Genomic DNA, 16,613 nt, shown 5'->3' with positions numbered 1-16,613 from the left:
TAGCTTATGTGATGGAAGGGGTCATAAAAATGAAGAAAGTGAAAATAGTCTGTACTATTGGCCCAGCTTGTTCTACATATGAAATGCTTTGTTCCATGGCTGAAGCTGGCATGAATGTCGCCCGCTTTAATTTTAGTCACGGAGCATACGAAGAACACAAAGCTCGTCTTGATCTTGTCAGAAAAGCTGAAAAAGAAATAGGCAAGCCCATAGCGACCCTTCTTGATACGAAAGGACCGGAAATCCGTACCGGAACCTTAAAAGAAGGATTTATTGTGCTGATAAAAGACCAGAAGATTATTCTAACAACAAGGGACGTAGTGGGAGATTCTAAAGAGGTATATGTTAATTACCCCAGTCTTCCTTCAGAAGTAAATGTAGGGCAGGATATATACATTGATGATGGCACCCTGCATCTCAAAGTAACTAGTGTAGAGGGACTTGATGTTTTTTGTCAGGTCGTTGTAGGCGGAGAACTGGGTGAAAGGAAGGGCGTCAATATTCCGGGAGCTTCTATCTCTCTTCCCGCACTTTCAGAAAAAGATCATAAGGATATTTGCTGGGGTCTTGAAAACGAAATGGATTATATAGCAGTATCCTTTGTCAAAAATCAAAAGGATATTATGGAAGTACGGAAGATAATAGAAGATGCGGGCGGCGCCATGAAGATTATCGCAAAGATTGAAACTCGCCAGGCCGTTAATGCCATATTGGAAATTCTTGAAGTGGTGGATGGGGTTATGATTGCCAGGGGCGATCTAGGTGTAGAGATCCCAACAGAAGAAGTTCCCCTTGTTCAAAAAGAGATTATTGACCTTTGCCGCTCAAAAGGCAAAGCTGTGATCGTTGCTACTCAGATGCTTGATTCCATGATTAGGAATCCTCGTCCAACGAGAGCAGAGGCCAGTGATGTGGCGAATGCAGTACTTGATGGAACTGATGCTGTAATGCTTTCTGGTGAAACAGCAAAGGGGGCATACCCCCTGCGTGCCGTTGAAACTATGCAGCGTATTGTTGCTCGAGTAGAGAAAGAACTTGAACTCTGGCAACATCCCCTTCATCGAAAACAATTAAGCACGGGCATCCCAGATGCTGTAAGCGGGGCATCCGTGGCAGTTGCTCGTGAAATGGGGGCGGCAGCTATTGTGTCATTAACAAGGAGCGGCAGCACTGCCCAGATGGTGAGCAAACATCGTCCGCCATGTCTGATCATAGGAGCTACACCAGTTGTTCGTACTTGGAGAGAGCTTTCTCTCTATTGGGGTGTAGAACCTCTTTTAGTTGAGAATATTAAAGATCAGGATGAAGCAGTGGCAAATGCCTTTACGGCAAGCTTCAAAAAAGGACTTCTCAAGGAAGGGGATCTCGTTGTAGTAACAGCAGGGGTCCCTATGGGCATTCCTGGAACGACGAATATGCTACAGGTTCATACAGTAGGCAAAATTCTAGTGAAAGGCCTTTCCCTCTTGAAGAAAGAAGCATTTGGTGTTATTAAAACGGCTCGTACCGCAGAAGAGGCCCTTGGTAAAATGGAAGAGGGAGATATTCTAGTTGTTTCAGAAACAGACAGGGACTTCTTACCTGCTATGAGAAAGGCTGTTGCTATTATTACGGAACATGGCGGGCTAACAAGTCATGCAGCTATAGTTGCTTTAGAACTTGGAATTCCTTGTGTTGTAAGCGCTAATAACGCTCTTTCTATTTTGCATGATGGCATGTCTGTTACTGTAGATGGCTTCCGTGGAGTAATATACGCTGGGAGTGTTCATTTAAGAGCGTGAGGAGCTGTGTTGTATGAGTATGAACAATGTAACCGTGCGAAACTGTAATATACCGTCATCCTTCCCTTCATGGGAAACAGTAGCCCCTTCGGGGAAAGGACGATTGAGTGCTGTCCTTATCCCACTTTTCAAGACAGGGAAAAAACTTGAAATTCTTTTCTTGGAGCGCCAGTTAAATTTGAAGCATCATGGTGGTGAAATGTGTTTCCCCGGCGGTGAGAGAGAACGCTATGACAAAGGGCCCCTCGAAACTGCTTTAAGAGAAACTGAAGAAGAGATAGGCCTTAAACGGGAAAACATAAGGCCTCTATATCTCTTAGATCCTCATCGAGCCATATCGAGTGGTTTTACAGTCTATCCCGTAGTAGGAATTATTGTTGACGAGTCTTTAAGCTCCAGTTTGCTGATCGAGCCAAAGGAAGTGGCCAGTACGGCGTTTATGAGTCTGGATGATATACCTGAGGTGCCTCGTTCTTACAGGTTAGAGCATGGTGGCAATGTGACCGAAACCCCCTGTTATGATCTTCCGAACGGAAAGGTCGTCTGGGGAGTAACAGCTTATATCTTACGTTACTTCATCACTATGGTTCGTAAAGGAGAAATTAATTTATGCCTCTGATTGGCGCCCATATTTCTATTGCCGGCGGTCTGGAGAAAGCTATAGAGCGAGGAGAAGAGCTTGAATGTGAAGCTATACAGATGTTTAGCAAAAATCAGATTCAATGGCATTGTGCCCCTATTTCTATGGCTCGCGCGGAGAGGTTTCTTTACGCATGGCGTAATAGTTCTATTCGTAAAGTTGTGGTCCATGCTTCCTATCTTATAAATCTGGCTTCTCCTGATGATATGCGAAAAAAAAGCATAGTAGCCCTTATTGAGGAAATTGAGCGCTGTGATATGCTTGGAATTGATGACCTTGTAGTTCATCCAGGTTCTTCTCGTGGCCGTCCCAGAGAAGAAGGGGTGGAAAAGCTAATAGATAGTTTGCAGCAGGTTTTGGATAAAACTTCAAATATGAGAGTGCGTATCCTACTTGAAACTATGGCGGGACAAGGCAGTGTCCTTGGGAGTTCTCTTGTCGAAATGAAATCCATACTCCATAACTTCCCAAAGAATGAAAGGGTCGGAGTATGTCTTGATACGTGCCATCTCTTTGCTTCTGGATATGAATTACGGTCTCTTGAGGCATATGAGCGCTTTGTAGCATCTGTTCTGGATAAGATAGGGCTTGAAAGAATCGGCTGTTGGCATTTAAATGATAGCGTCTATGGCCGCAACAGCCATCTTGATAAACACCAGCACATAGGAGAAGGAGATTTAGGATTGTTGCCTTTTTCTTTTATAGTGAATGACCAGCGGTGGAATGCAGTTCCGGCACTTTTAGAAACTCCACAGGGTGGTTGCGGGAATAAAGGCAATTTAGCTATACTTCGCAAGCTAAGAGGAGGATAACAAAGACATGGGCATTTACCCTCGTCTTATAGTCTTCTGCGACAAAATAGCTTACAATGCAGCGCAAATTGTTTCATTATGCAGGCAGTGGAATATTGGAGTATATGGTGTGGCAAAGGGAGCCTGTGCCCAGGGAGACATTGTCCATGTGATGGTTGAAAGCGGTTGTGAAGGTATTGCTGACAGCCGAATAAAGAATTTATACCGATTAAAAAAGGAAATGCGTCTTTCCGTTCCTGTTATGATGCTTCGCCCGCCCATGATGAGCGAAATTCCTGAAGTAGTGGAGTATGGAGATTCCTCTGTGGTGTCTATGTCCGAAACAATTCGTGCTCTTGACCATGAAAGTGTTTTTCAAAAGAAAGATCATCTCGTTTTGCTTATGATAGATCTTGGAGATTTAAGAGAAGGCATTTGGCCTGATGAGCTAGAGCAAATCGGCAAGATTCTAAAGGGATGTCAACGCGTGAGATGCATGGGAGTGGGTGTGAATTTTGGCTGCTTTGGCGGCGTCCGCCCTTCCATGGAAAAACTAGAGGAACTGGGTGTTCTCGAAAAAGAACTGGAGAGCCTTTTAGGTTACCCTTTAAAAGTCTGTTCAGGAGGGAGCACGTCCTCTCTGGCCCTTATTGAAGATGGCACTATGCCGTCTAATGTAAATGCATTGCGTATTGGCGAGGCCATATTGCTGGGAACAGATTCTTCCGGCGGAAGGCCTCTGCCTTTTTTAAAACAACAAACAGTGATTCTTGAGACAGAGATCATAGAAGTTAAAAGAAAACCAAGTTTCCCCCTGGGAGAAATAGCAGCAGATGCTTTTGGAAATATCCCCTCTTTTGTTGACCGAGGAGTGCGGTTGAGAGCTATTTCAGCTATAGGAAAACAGGATGCCAGAATAGAAGGACTTTCTCCTCTTGAAGAGGGCATCGAAATTTTAGGCGCTTCTAGCGATCATATGGTGCTGGATGCAGAGAAATATGGCAGAACATTACATGTGGGCGATAAGGTGCATTTCTCAGTCAAATATAGTGCTTTGCTTGCTTTGACAACGTCTCCGTATGTTTCTATCCATGTTATAAAGTAAAATAGCGTGGGAGGGTTGACATGCTCGATTTTTTTCGATGGCACGATATTCTTGATATTATTATTATAACGGTGATTATCCACCGTTTGCTGCTGTTGCTGGTGGGTACAAGGGCAATGCAGCTTGTTAAAGGATTGCTTGTTCTTGGAGTAGTGGCTTCTCTCGCACGCGTTCTTGATCTTCGAACCCTTTCTTGGTTTTTGGGAAAGGTCCTCGGTGTTTTGATCATCGCTATCCCTATAGTTTTCCAACCAGAGCTTCGGCGAATGCTGGAAGAACTGGGAAGAGGAAATATCTGGAGGAGAAAAAGAGCACAAAAGAAAGCAGAAGCTCTCAGTCAGGAAATTACAAGGGCTCTTGGATATTTAAAAGGGCAGAAGATTGGAGCTCTTTTAGTATTACAGAGGGAAACAGGATTGAGAGATTTCTGGAGCACTGCGGTGAGATTAAACGCAGAAGTTTCTCAAGAACTGATCATTGCCATATTTTGGCCAGATAATCCTCTTCATGACGGAGCAGTGATCATAGATCGGGATATGATCCTTTCTGCTGGGACCTACTTGCCTCTGACTGAAAATACAAATCTTTCAAGGTGGATTGGGACTCGCCATCGCGCAGCTCTAGGAGTAACGGAAGTATCAGATGCTATTGCCCTTGTTGTTTCAGAAGAACGAGGAGAGATTTCCCTTGCCATTAATGGACATCTTTCAAGAAATCTGAAGGATAACCAGGTGTATAAGCTTCTTATGCATTATTTTGGAGCGGAAGAGAATGAAAGGCGTTCTTTTCTGGACAGAATACAGGAAGAGATACGTTCTCTGTGGCAATAGACCGCGAAGAAGGGAGTTTTACTACCATGTCGCCTGTAAGAAGAAAAATAGACACACTTCTTTCATCCCCTAATTTTTTAAGAATAATATCTATTGTCATTGCCGTTCTTCTCTGGTTTTATGTGTCAGGAGATCGGGCAAATGAAATAGTGAAAACATTTAAATGCCAGGTGGATTTTTTGAATGTCCCTCCTCAGACCATATTAAAGACAGAGGCGAAAACTGTAGAGATAAGTGTTTCAGGAAGTCGACGGGTATTAGACAGCCTCCAACAAGGGAGCATTATCTGTGAAGTAGACGCAAAAGGACTTTCCCTTGGGAAGTATCGTTTGGCTGTAAGGGCCATTGTTCCAAAAGATGTCAAATTGGTAGGTATTAATCCGTCACAGATCGCAATGGAGATGGTGCGATACGTAGAACGGGTTGTTCCTGTGGAAGTAACAGTAAAAGATGGCTTGCCATCGGGGCTTTATCTTGAGTCTGTCCATGTTACCCCTAAAGATATAACTGTAAAAGGTGTGGAGAAAGACCTAGCTCGGATCGAAAGTGTTCGCGTTTCTCCAACCCTTGACCAGCTGAAAAGCGGGGAAGAAATAACAGTTCCTGTGGAAATTATCAAGTCTCAAGGGTTTGAAGACGAAGTGACCATTGATCCCGGACAAGTAAAGCTTATGGCAGTACTAGCCCAGGGGCTTCCGAAAAAGAAAGTTCCTGTCAACGTGCAGGTAGTGGGCAAGCCGGATTCTGATTATTCTGTGAAAGCCATTGTGGTAGAGCCTTCCGAAGTGGAGGTAGAAGGTCCCTATCCTAGCTTGGGCTCTCTCTCGCGCCTTGAAACGGAAACTATCGACATTACGGGCCTTTCTCAAGAACAAAGCATGGTTGTCCCATTGAAACCTTTAGAAGACTCGTCATTAAAATATACGGGAGCTTCTTCAGTGCGTGTTAATATTCTTCTAAAACCCTATACTGTGTCTAAACTCCTTAACAATGTTGCTGTGGAAGTTGAAGGAAATAGCATCTATCCGGGGTGGAGTGTTGAGCCCACCACTGTTAACATAACCATAGAAGGGATTCCATCTGAAGTGGAAAAAATAAACGAAACAAATTTCCCTATCGAGCCTTACGTTAACGTGACAAATATTGTTTCAAGAAAACTAATGGTTCCAGTACAGATAAGAAACACTTCAAAAAGTATTCACGTGGTCAAAGTTGACCCCTCTCGGGTTACAGTACGTGCTGAAGTGGAATAATTAGGGAGGCGGGGAAGGTGAAAGGCTTGGAGGAAAGTGAGAAGAAAGTGCGTTGTCTTTTCGGTACAGATGGTGTTAGAGATGTGGCAAACAGAGGAGTAATGACTCCAGAAATGGCGTTGCGTCTCGGGCGGTCATATGTACTGTATTTGACGGAAAGAGGAGTTCCCCGTCCAAGGATTGTCGTGGGGAGAGATACTCGCAGATCGGGAAAAATGCTTGAAGATGCATTAGTGGCAGGCATGCTCTCGGCTGGAGCGCAGGTGTTGACTCTTGGTGTTATTCCTACGCCGGGTGTAAGTTTTGCTGTGAAGCATATAAAGGCTCAAGGCGGAGTGGTAATAAGCGCATCTCATAACCCTGCTGAATACAATGGAATTAAATTTCTGAACAACGAAGGTCACAAGCTTAATGACGATGCAGAGGCTGCTATCGAAGACTATCTTGGCGATGATTTAATTGATGATTGGCGCCCTACAGGGGCTTCCATCGGAGAAGTGCAGGAAAGAAAGGATATAGCTCTAGTATATGCCCAATGGCTGGCAAGTCTTATTTCGTCTTCATCCATGTCATGTGAAACTCTTGCTTTTGATTGTGCTCATGGGGCTTCTGCTCCTATTTTGCACATTATTGATGATATAGTTGGGAACCATAAATGGCAAATCTCTGGTGACGTGCCAGATGGCCTTAATATCAACGAAGGTGTAGGCGTTATGAACATGGCCTATATTGCCACCCAAGTGAAGAATAGCGGAGCCAAAGTGGGAGTTGCCTACGATGGGGACGCTGACCGCGTTCTCTTAACTGATTCTCAAGGTAGGATTCTTGACGGCGATATTATTCTATGGGTTCTTGCGCGATGGCTGGCGGGAAAAGGCAAATTAGGGAATGGTGTTGTCGCTACGGTCATGAGCAATCTCTCCCTTGAGGAACATTTAAAAAAGCATAATATCGGAGTCTTTCGCTGCCCTGTAGGTGATAGATACGTCTTAGAAATGATGAAGTATCGTGGCGCTTATCTAGGGGGGGAACAGTCCGGCCATATTATTATTCGAGAGTTCACATCTACTGGTGATGGGATTTGTACTGGTTTTGTTTTTATGAAAGCCTGCGAGGAAATGGGAGAAGATATTGACTCTCTTGTTGACCGTTTTGATAGGTACCCTCAGCTTTTGAGGAATGTGGAGGTATGTCGAAATAGTGTTATAGACCCCACATTTATAACTGACATATCCCAGGAAGCAAACCGGAAACTTATGGGACAAGGACGAGTACTCATCCGCGCCTCAGGGACAGAACCACTTATGAGGGTTCTGGTTGAGGCAAAAGATCCTAAATTAATGGAAGACATTTCAAAAGATCTTGTTGATCAGATACAGATGAAGTGCTGTTAGTTTTTTGACTTAGGTAGAAAGGGAGTGGAAAGGATGCAAAAGCAGATAGTTTCTAAATGCCTTTTCCCAGTTGCAGGGTTAGGAACCCGCTTTCTTCCTGCCACGAAAGACGTTCCTAAAGAAATGCTGCCCCTCGTTAACAGGCCTATCCTTTCCTATGGGGTGGAAGAAGCAATAGATGCGGGCTGTACTGAAATGGTCATGATTTCAAGTCGATCCAAACGTTCCATCGAAGATTATTTTGATCGAACTTGGGACTTGGAAAAGACACTGGCAGAGCGAGGTAAAAAGGAACTTTTAAATCTTATTCGCCAAATTCCCCAAATGGCCCGCTTTATATTTACGCGGCAGGCCGAACCTTTGGGGCTTGGCCATGCAGTCCTCTGCGGGGAATCTCTATGCAGCGGTGACTATTTTGGCGTTATTCTTCCTGATGATGTAATGATTGCTCAGCCCTCAGTGCTGGCTCAATTAATTGAGGTACATGAAAGTTTGGGAGGTAATGTTATTGCCTTAGAGATGGTTTCAGATGAAGACACCTCCCGGTATGGAATAGTTGAAGCTGAGAAAATTCAGGAAAGGGTCTTTCAAGTTTGCAATCTGGTAGAAAAACCGGGAAAGGGGTGCGCTCCCAGCAATTTGGCTATAATGGGACGATATGTCCTCTCTCCTCGCATCTTCTCCATTCTTAAAGAGGTAAAACCAGGGGCAGGGGGAGAAATACAGCTCACCGATGGGCTTATCCAGTTAGCAAAGGAAGAACCTTTATGGGGTGTTGTTTATAAAGGGAGGAGACTGGATTGTGGTACGCAAAAGGGATGGTTGCAGGCAAATATAGAATTGGCCCTGAAAGATCCGTCTTTACGTGATATAGTACTGCAAGTTGTAGAAGAGTATAAAAAGGGGGAAGGTAAATAAAAATTTAAATTCTCTATGTGTTTTTAACCAATTGTAATATGCGGCTTATCTCGTGAGCGCCAGGACTGGGATTCCAGTTGACGAGGGCGGGGGAGTATCGAAAATTCGGCGGATGCCCCTGGGGTTCAGAAGACCGAACCCAAAAATTGCTCTACAAATCCAGGAAGTGATTTCTGGGACAAAAAGAGCAATAGGTCTTCTCTTGCCTGTTGGAAAGGCGGTGCACTGATCCTGTGTGCGGAATAGTTGGGTATGTAGGGTTTCGTAATGCAGCTGATATTCTTCTAGATGGTATGAAACGGTTGGAATACAGAGGATATGATTCTGCCGGTATTGCAGTGAACAACGGCAGTGAGGTTCAGATACTAAAAGAAATAGGAAAAGTTCAGCAGCTTGAGGATATGGTGTCTGCTCGTCATGTTGAAGGACACTTGGGCATTGGACATACACGTTGGGCTACCCATGGCGGGGTTTCTGTGATTAATGCTCATCCCCACAGAGATGAGCGGGGGCAGGTTGTTCTTGTCCATAATGGAATCATAGAGAACTACAAGGAGCTGAGAGAAGAGCTGATTGGTCAGGGAGTAGAGTTTGTTACAGAAACTGATACTGAGGTAGTGGCAAAGCTCATATCTCAAATTTACAGTGTTAAGGGCGATATGATCGCCTCTCTTGTGTCCATTTACGAAAGACTGCGAGGGTCTTTTGCCCTTGCCATTCTTTTAAAAAAAGACTCTGACACCCTGTATTGCGTGAGAAAAGGATCTCCCCTTGTGGTGGGGAGGGGAAAGGGAGAAGCATTTTGTGCTTCCGATGTTCCGGCGTTGCTTCCTTACACTCAGGATATATTTTATATGAATGATGGCGATATCGCTCGCCTCACTCCACAGGGTATAAACTTCTGGAGTGATAAAGGTGTTTCCCTCGAAAAAAGCTCTCAGAGAGTCGACTGGGATCTTTCAATGGTGGATAAGGGCGGCTACCCTCACTTCATGTTGAAAGAGATCAATGAACAAGGAGCGGTTTTAAGGAACACTATGGGTGATCGTATAAAAGGAGAGGCAGTAGATTTTTCAAAAGAACTTGGCTGGAGTCAAGAATCTTTTGCAAAGATAAAGAAGATTCATATTGTGGCGTGCGGAACATCCTATTATGCGTCTCTTGTCGCGGAACGCCTCATGGAGGGGATGCTTCCCATAGACATAAGGGTGGAAATTGCCTCTGAATATCGTCAAAGGTCTATACACTTGGGAGAGGATGTACTAGCGATTTTTGTGTCTCAATCGGGAGAAACAGCTGATACTCTCGCCGCTGAACGATTGGCAAAGAGTAAAGGTGCCTTGTGTCTTGCTATTACAAACGGTCTAGGCTCATCTCTTGCCCGTGAAGTGGATCACGTATTGCTTTTAAAGGCCGGTCCAGAGATTGGTGTCGCCGCGACAAAGACCTTTACTGGACAGCTGGCAGTGCTTTATCTCCTTGGAATATACATGGCCAAGCTGTCGGGGGCTCTATCCTCTGAGGAAGAGGGACGGCTCGTGAAAGGTCTATTAAAATTACCCTATCAGATAGAGGAGATACTCGAGCGGCAGGAAATGCTTAAGCCTATAGCGGAAAAGTATGCTTCATCCCGGGATTTTCTTTATCTGGGCAGAGGACGTTCTTTCCCTTTAGCTCATGAAGGAGCCCTGAAACTTAAGGAAATTTCTTATATTCATGCCGAGGCCTTCGCTGCCGGTGAATTGAAGCATGGTCCCATTGCTATGCTTGAAAGCGATATTCCCGTAGTGATTATCGCCCCTCAGGATAGTCTTTATGAGAAACTTTTTTCTAATGTGGTGGAAGTGCGAGCCCGTAAAGCTCCCGTCATTGCTATTGCTACTCAGGGTGATAGTAACATGAAAGATGTTGCCAATGACGTTTTTTATATTCCCTCAACGGACCATGAACTATACCCTTTCCTGGCTGTTGTACCCTTGCAGATTTTTGCCTACTATATTGCTCGTGCCAGAGGCTGTGACATAGACCGGCCACGAAACTTGGCTAAAAGTGTAACGGTGGAATAAGTTGAAAAGGAGCCTGTGTTTCTTTCACAAGCTCCTTTTTTTACTTGTTTAGTTCTTTTGTAAAGGGGTAATAGAGGCGGATATGGGTAATATTAATCAATGCCTCATCGTTTCTTCCCGTACGTTCTGGCAAAAACTGCCAGCCCCCCCCATTAATTCTGCACATAATAAGGGGACGTCGACCGTAAGTAGACCACATATTCCATAATACATCGGAAAGCTGGCTTCCAGGTACCATCCCCCCTGAAAAAAGAGGGCCTTCCCCTACGAGTGTATCTCCATTCTCTGAAGCGATGATCATCCATTGGGTTAATTTCCAGGCCGAAGACATTTCTTTAGAGTCCGCATGGAAAAGGGGCAGAATCTGAAAACCGCCGATCTCCCCATAGGGAGAGGTGCTAACATCAATAACTCCCGTATGATTTGCCCTTATGCGGCTTCCTTTCTGAAAAAAAGTCCCTTCGAAGCGCCCTACACCGTAAACTGGTCGAATAACCCTGGCAATAATATGTGCGCCCATGGTGTCCCATGCTATAATTCGCCCTCCAGGGCGATTCTCTATATCTATTAAGAAGGTGAGATCCTTTTCTTCCACTGGGATGACCAGCGTGTCGCCATGTCCAGGTAATTTATCAGAAGAAAGCCGTTCCTGGCTTCCCTCTGGTCTTAGGATATAGACAGGGGTTCCCACTGTGGGCGCCCATCCTCCGAAAATGCCTTTGCCGCCATCAGACTTAATAGAAAAAAAGGTTTGTTTTCCTGCTGCTGGAGCTATTGTCGTTTCTGGTAGAATACTGATGGTACGTCCTTTCCCCTCCTCAACAGAACAAAGTAAATGTATGGCATTTACAGCAGAAGCACATACGGTTCCCTCTTCTCCCCATTGACTGGCCGTATAGCTTGGCCATCGGCTTGCCTGAGGTAGAGAGACCACTATGCCAACATCTTTGCGGGAGTTGTCAGGCAGCAAAACATAGGCGGAAGAGTCTATTTCACATGGGATGTAGATGGTGAATATAGGGGAAGCCACAGCAGGAAGTGACTGAAAGGCAAGCAAAGCGGATAATATCAGGAACAGATGCGCAGCACGTTTATGAATATACATGGGAATCCCTTCTTTCTTTATCTTTGTAGCAACTATTATAAGTGTCTTTTGACCTAAATAGGAGGAGCGCTTCGTGGATATTAAAAAAATGCTAGCAATTGCAAAAGGTGAATTTCCTGCGGATTTGGTGATTAAGAATGCAAGAGTCGCAAATGTTTTTACCCTCGAATATGAAAAAAAAGACGTAGCTTTATACGGCGGGACGATTGCCGGAATTGGAGAAGGATATTCGGGTAAAGAAGAGGTGGATGCTTCTGGGACGGTCCTTGCTCCTGGTTTTATAGAGGGACATTGCCATATTGAGAGTACAATGCTTACGCCGGCAGGTTTTGCCGAAATGGTTTTGCTTCGAGGGACAACCACCGTTATGGCTGATCCCCACGAAATAGCAAATACATGCGGAATGGATGGGCTTGAGTTTATGTATCGAGAGTCTCTCAACGTCCCCTTGGATATTTTCTTTTTAGCACCTTCCTGTGTTCCGGCCTCTCCTTTTGAAACGCCTCATGAAGAGCTAGATGCCTGGGCTATTAAAAGTTCCTATGAACAAGGGTGGTGTACCGCTCTAGGTGAAGTAATGAACTACCCCGCTGTTATAAACGGGGATGAAGGAATGTGGAGCAAATTACTTGCTTCATGGGATGTGGTAAAGAGTGGCCATGCTCCTGGAGTTACTGGTAAGGAGCTTTGTGCCTATTTGCTGAGTGGTTGTTCTAGTGATCATGAAAGCGCAACTCGGGATGAAGGCTTGGAAAAATTGCGGCGGGGCATGTGGCTTATGATTCGCCAAGGAGCAACAGAACACAATTTAGCGGAACTTTTGCCGTTGATCATTGAAAATGAGGCGCGTTCTTCTCGCGCCATGTTTGTAAGTGACGATCTTACTGCTAAACATATTCACACGAAGGGGCATCTAGATGGTATTATACGGCTTGCGGTGCAAGAAGGTCTTTCCCCCCTTGCCGCCCTTAGAATGGTCACCCTTTCGCCAGCCTGTTATTTTAAACTGTTTGATAGAGGTGCAATAGCACCTGGATATAGTGCTGATCTCGTGTTGATCGACTCCCTTGAGAGGTGCAATGTTATTCATGTATGGAAGAAGGGGAAATGGACAGTACGCAATGGTGAAGTGTTGAATACTCCTTTTGAACGGGACAAGTGCTATCCTACAGCAGTCAAAGCGCTTTATATCCCCTCCAGGGAGGAACTATCTATACGATCATCAAGGGATAAGAAAATACGTGTTGTGGGCCTTATAAAAGGACAAGTAGTAACTGAGCATTGCATAGAAACGCCTACTGTTCGAAGAGCAGAGGTTATTGCCGATAGCGAAAGAGACCTAGCCAAGATAGTGGTAGTAGACAAAAATAGCGGTAGCAAACGTTTTTTTTCAGGTTTCGTGAAAGGCCTGGGGTTAAATAAAGGAGCACTGGCTTCTTCAGTAGCCCATGACGCTCATAATTTTATCGCTGCAGGTATGGATGATAGTTCCATTGTTAGCGCTTTAAATGAACTTAGGCGTTTAGGAGGCGGACTTGTTGTCGCATTTGAAGATCAAGTTATGGCTTCTCTTTCGCTGCCTGTGGGTGGCCTTATGTGCGATGGGAATGCCCTTGATGTAATTCAGGCTATAGAAGAGGTAGAGAAGGCAGCCAGAGATCTTGGCACTCCAATGACCCATCCTTTTATGGCGATGAGCTTTCTTTCTTTGAGTGTCATTCCTGAATTGAAAATAACAGATCAAGGGTATGTGGATTTAAACAGGGGAGGACTCATGTCATTTTTTGTAGATGATGAGGATAATTAGCAGGACAGGTAAAAGAGGGGACCAGGCTATCCACCATCCTACATAAAGCAGAAGATACAGCGATATAACAAGAAGACCACCAACGAACAGTACCCACGTTGTAGTGATCAATCTCTTATTACCAGACCTGAAGGCTACAGCACCAAGGGGAACGGTGAGAGAAAACATGATTAGCACTATGATAAGAAGTGTTTTTGCCTGTATCAGAGAGAAATCAAAAGGGTTTATCATAAGGCGCTTCTCCTTAAAAGGTTATAGTTTTTATTAAGTATAGAGCTTTTTTGATGTATTGACATTCAATTGAAGTGGTGTTTTGCTTATAGGCACATTTGAAAAATTGCAACTCCCTCCTTGACATGATGGGAACCTCTGTTAGTATATTTACCGGCGTTCATACTGGGGTGTAGCCAAGACGGCAAGGCGGCGGACTTTGGATCCGTGATCGCTGGTTCGAATCCAGCCACCCCAGCCATTTAAGACTCAAGCAAGGGGGGACCTACGGTTCCCCTCTTTTGTGTTTTACCACTGATGAAAAGAAGGTGATGGGGGAAGTGACGAAACGTCGAACAGTGGGTGTTTTGATTCTCGCTGCGGGAAAGGGTACGAGAATGAAAAGCAGCCTTCCTAAAGTACTCCAACCTGTTCTCGAAGAACCTCTCCTTTTTTATTCTCTCCAGACGGCTCTGGAGGCAGGATCTGACGGGAGTGCGGTCGTTGTTGGGCATGAAGGTGCGTTGGTGGAATCTTACATGGCCCTGCATTGGCCTGGTGTGCGGTCTATATGGCAACATGAACAGCTGGGGACAGGTCACGCTGTTCAAATAGCAAGGGAATGGTGGCGCTCTTTTTCAGATGTCCTTATAATTCCAGGCGATGCCCCCCTTCTCAGAAGCGACATTCTTGCTGATCTTATTAAAACACATGTTAATTCCCTAGGTGCTTGCACCTTTGCAAGTTTTACAACTCAGAATCCTGATGGGTATGGCCGAGTGGTGAGAAGTGGAAAAGGATTGTCTATAATTGAAGAAAAGGATGCATCAGAAGAAATAAAGAAAATAAACGAAGTTAACAGTGGCATATATCTTTTCAGATCCACAGATCTTCTTTCAAACATTGATTTGCTTGCAAATGAAAATGCCCAGGGAGAATATTATTTACCTGATGTAGTGGAGCTTCTCTGCAAGCAGGAAAAGAAAGTAGATGCTGTTTGTTTTAACAACGGCGTAGACTTTCAGGGAGTCAATAGCCCCATCCACCTTTCTGAAGTAACATCTATTTTGCGAACTAGGATTTTAAATTACTGGATGGACAAAGGAGTGAAATGCGCAGATCCCGCGAGTATCTTTGTGGGCCCCCGTGTAAAGCTTGAGGGGGACATATGGATCGATCCTTTTGTTCAGATGTATGGGGACACAAGTGTTGGCGAAGGGACCCGTGTGGGAAGTCATTCTCTTATTCGTAACTCTAAAATTGGCAGAGATGTTAACATTATAAATTTTGTCTCTATAGCTTCAAGTGAAATAGAAGACCATGCTACAATTGGACCGTTCACCTATATAAGAGAGAACTCTCATATTGGTGAGGGCGCTTTTGTGGGTAAATTCGTGGAAATTAAAAAAAGCTCAATTGGTTCCGGCAGCAAAGTGCCCCATCTTTCCTATATAGGAGATGGCGTAATTGGCAGCAAAGTGAACATAGGCGCAGGAACAATAACATGTAATTATGACGGTGTTGCCAAAAATCCCACTCACATTGGTGATCGATGTTTTGTGGGAAGTAATACAATGTTAGTTGCACCGGTAACTCTTGGTGATGACTCTTACACAGCGGCAGGATCAGTAATTACTAAGGATGTCCCAGAAGGGGCCCTTGCTGTTGCTCGAGCTAAACAGAAAAATATCGAGGGATGGGTTTTGCGCCGTGAAGGCAGCAGAAAAGAAGGGGGTAAAGAGTGATGGGTTCCAGTTCCAGGGAACTGAAGATTTTTTCGGGAACAGCCCATCCGGAATTCGCCAGAAGAATCTGTGCGGAACTGGGTGTAGAGCTTTCTCGGGCCAAACATTACCGATTTTCTGATGGAGAGCTGGGACTTTCCATTGAAGAGAGTGTTCGGGGAGCGGATGTCTTTGTGGTTCAGCCCACATGCAATCCTGTTAATGAACACCTTATGCAGCTTTTTATAATGCTAGATGCACTGAAGCGAGCCTCTGCCTACCGAATTAATGTGGTCACGCCTTATTTTGGGTATGCCCGCCAGGATCGAAAAACAAAGGCTAGAGATCCTATTTCTGCTAAACTTGTGGCAGACCTTCTTGAGCATAGTGGCGCATCCCGCCTTATAACAGCAGATCTCCATGCTGGACAGATCCAGGGTTTTTTTGATATTCCTGTAGACCACCTGACTGCCGTTCCTCTCTTGGCGAATTACTTCAAAGAGAATTTCCCCAGTGAGATAAAGAGAGAAGAAGTAGTGGTTGTAGCTCCAGATGTAGGTGGAGTCGTTAGGGCTCGTCGTTTTGCTGTGACGTTAAATGCGGATCTCGCTATTGTCGACAAGCGTCGCTCCCATGATGTGGCGAATCTTTGTGAGGTAATGGAAATTATTGGTGATGTTGAAGGTAAAGTAGCTATTCTTATAGACGATATCATCGATACAGCCGGCACGATTTGCAACGCTGCTGCAGCTTTGAAAGAGCGTGGAGCACAAAAAGTCTATGCTTGTGCCACCCATGGTGTTCTTTCTGGTCCAGCTCTTGAAAGATTGGAAAAAGCAGAAATTGACAGCGTTATTCTTACAGACACGATTCCATTGCCTGAAAGCAAAAACTTAGATAAAATTACACAGTTATCTATTGCTCCGCTCTTTGCAGAGGCAATAGCGCGAGTGCACAGCGATCGATCTGTAAGCAGCTTGTTCAGTTAA

The 16,613-nt window shown here is 44.8% G+C and carries 14 protein-coding genes and 1 tRNA gene; 13 read left to right on the top strand and 2 right to left on the bottom strand.

The features are described 5' to 3' along the window. Positions 1-29: 29 nt before the first annotated feature. The 9 genes from pyk (at position 30) to glmS (ending at position 10,778) form a co-directional block, all read left to right on the top strand. Positions 30-1,781, top strand: coding sequence for a pyruvate kinase (gene pyk, locus BUC50_RS08775; protein ID WP_041459530.1), 1,752 nt, complete (start codon positions 30-32; stop codon positions 1,779-1,781). A 13-nt stretch (positions 1,782-1,794) separates the two neighbouring features. Continuing rightward, a complete protein-coding gene (locus tag BUC50_RS08770; protein ID WP_013048133.1) occupies positions 1,795-2,400 on the top strand; it encodes an NUDIX hydrolase in 606 nt (201 codons plus the stop codon). Then, on the top strand, positions 2,391-3,233 hold the full coding sequence (locus BUC50_RS08765; protein WP_013048134.1) for a deoxyribonuclease IV: 843 nt from the start codon (positions 2,391-2,393) through the stop codon (positions 3,231-3,233). Before BUC50_RS08770 ends, BUC50_RS08765 begins: the two co-directional genes overlap by 10 nt. A gap of 7 nt (positions 3,234-3,240) precedes the next feature. Then, positions 3,241-4,317, top strand: coding sequence for an alanine racemase (locus BUC50_RS08760; protein ID WP_013048135.1), 1,077 nt, complete (start codon positions 3,241-3,243; stop codon positions 4,315-4,317). A 20-nt stretch (positions 4,318-4,337) separates the two neighbouring features. Further along, positions 4,338-5,147 carry a diadenylate cyclase CdaA gene (cdaA, locus tag BUC50_RS08755; RefSeq protein WP_013048136.1) on the top strand — a complete coding sequence of 270 codons (810 nt, stop codon included), beginning with the start codon at positions 4,338-4,340 and terminating at the stop codon, positions 5,145-5,147. Continuing rightward, positions 5,138-6,400: a CdaR family protein gene (locus tag BUC50_RS08750; protein WP_273312806.1), complete on the top strand. Its 1,263-nt coding sequence runs from the start codon at positions 5,138-5,140 to the stop codon at positions 6,398-6,400. The genes cdaA and BUC50_RS08750 overlap by 10 nt, the downstream gene beginning before the upstream one ends. A 17-nt stretch (positions 6,401-6,417) precedes the next feature. Then, positions 6,418-7,794: a phosphoglucosamine mutase gene (glmM, locus tag BUC50_RS08745; RefSeq protein WP_013048138.1), complete on the top strand. Its 1,377-nt coding sequence runs from the start codon at positions 6,418-6,420 to the stop codon at positions 7,792-7,794. A 33-nt stretch (positions 7,795-7,827) separates the two neighbouring features. Beyond that, a complete protein-coding gene (galU, locus tag BUC50_RS08740) occupies positions 7,828-8,712 on the top strand; it encodes a UTP--glucose-1-phosphate uridylyltransferase GalU (RefSeq protein ID WP_286677358.1) in 885 nt (294 codons plus the stop codon). A 233-nt stretch (positions 8,713-8,945) separates the two neighbouring features. Further along, positions 8,946-10,778 carry a glutamine--fructose-6-phosphate transaminase (isomerizing) gene (glmS, locus tag BUC50_RS08735; RefSeq protein ID WP_273015040.1) on the top strand — a complete coding sequence of 611 codons (1,833 nt, stop codon included), beginning with the start codon at positions 8,946-8,948 and terminating at the stop codon, positions 10,776-10,778. 40 nt (positions 10,779-10,818) lie between these two features. Here the strand turns inward: glmS and BUC50_RS08730 are convergent, their stop codons facing one another. Beyond that, positions 10,819-11,883 (bottom strand): hypothetical protein, encoded by a 1,065-nt coding sequence (locus BUC50_RS08730; RefSeq protein ID WP_013048141.1) that lies wholly within the window; start codon positions 11,881-11,883, stop codon positions 10,819-10,821. Between the two features lie 73 nt (positions 11,884-11,956). On the opposite strand from BUC50_RS08730, the gene ade reads away from it, so the two are divergent. After that, on the top strand, positions 11,957-13,690 hold the full coding sequence (gene ade, locus BUC50_RS08725; protein WP_013048142.1) for an adenine deaminase: 1,734 nt from the start codon (positions 11,957-11,959) through the stop codon (positions 13,688-13,690). Here ade and BUC50_RS08720 read toward each other — a convergent pair. Then, positions 13,661-13,921: a hypothetical protein gene (locus BUC50_RS08720; RefSeq protein WP_013048143.1), complete on the bottom strand. Its 261-nt coding sequence runs from the start codon at positions 13,919-13,921 to the stop codon at positions 13,661-13,663. The two genes, ade and BUC50_RS08720, sit on opposite strands and share 30 nt — an antisense overlap. A gap of 166 nt (positions 13,922-14,087) precedes the next feature. Here BUC50_RS08720 and BUC50_RS08715 point away from each other — a divergent pair. The 3 genes from BUC50_RS08715 to BUC50_RS08705 all read left to right on the top strand — a co-directional run bounded on the left by BUC50_RS08715 (position 14,088) and on the right by BUC50_RS08705 (position 16,613). Beyond that, positions 14,088-14,162, top strand: a tRNA-Gln gene (locus tag BUC50_RS08715). 79 nt (positions 14,163-14,241) lie between these two features. Next, entirely contained in the window at positions 14,242-15,645 is a 1,404-nt protein-coding gene (gene glmU, locus BUC50_RS08710) for a bifunctional UDP-N-acetylglucosamine diphosphorylase/glucosamine-1-phosphate N-acetyltransferase GlmU (RefSeq protein ID WP_013048144.1), read from the top strand. Next, complete coding sequence (locus tag BUC50_RS08705) at positions 15,645-16,613, top strand: ribose-phosphate diphosphokinase (protein ID WP_273015400.1); 969 nt, start codon at positions 15,645-15,647, stop codon at positions 16,611-16,613. Before glmU ends, BUC50_RS08705 begins: the two co-directional genes overlap by 1 nt.

The sequence above is a fragment of the Aminobacterium sp. EBM-42 genome (assembly GCF_001896635.1).
Taxonomy (GTDB): Bacteria; Synergistota; Synergistia; order Synergistales; family Aminobacteriaceae; genus Aminobacterium; species Aminobacterium colombiense.
Note: the sequence above shows the minus strand (reverse complement) of the source record. Positions and strands in the feature narration are given on the sequence as shown.

Bases quoted from the DNA above. Each gene is read 5' to 3' on its own strand.
- pyk (WP_041459530.1), top strand. From the start codon at position 30: ATGAAGAAAGTGAAAATAGTCTGTACTATTGGCCCAGCTTGTTCTACA.
- BUC50_RS08770 (WP_013048133.1), top strand. From the start codon at position 1,795: ATGAGTATGAACAATGTAACCGTGCGAAACTGTAATATACCGTCATCC.
- BUC50_RS08765 (WP_013048134.1), top strand. From the start codon at position 2,391: ATGCCTCTGATTGGCGCCCATATTTCTATTGCCGGCGGTCTGGAGAAA.
- BUC50_RS08760 (WP_013048135.1), top strand. From the start codon at position 3,241: ATGGGCATTTACCCTCGTCTTATAGTCTTCTGCGACAAAATAGCTTAC.
- cdaA (WP_013048136.1), top strand. From the start codon at position 4,338: ATGCTCGATTTTTTTCGATGGCACGATATTCTTGATATTATTATTATA.
- galU (WP_286677358.1), top strand. From the start codon at position 7,828: ATGCAAAAGCAGATAGTTTCTAAATGCCTTTTCCCAGTTGCAGGGTTA.
- BUC50_RS08730 (WP_013048141.1), bottom strand. From the start codon at position 11,883: ATGTATATTCATAAACGTGCTGCGCATCTGTTCCTGATATTATCCGCT.
- BUC50_RS08720 (WP_013048143.1), bottom strand. From the start codon at position 13,921: ATGATAAACCCTTTTGATTTCTCTCTGATACAGGCAAAAACACTTCTT.
- BUC50_RS08705 (WP_273015400.1), top strand. From the start codon at position 15,645: ATGGGTTCCAGTTCCAGGGAACTGAAGATTTTTTCGGGAACAGCCCAT.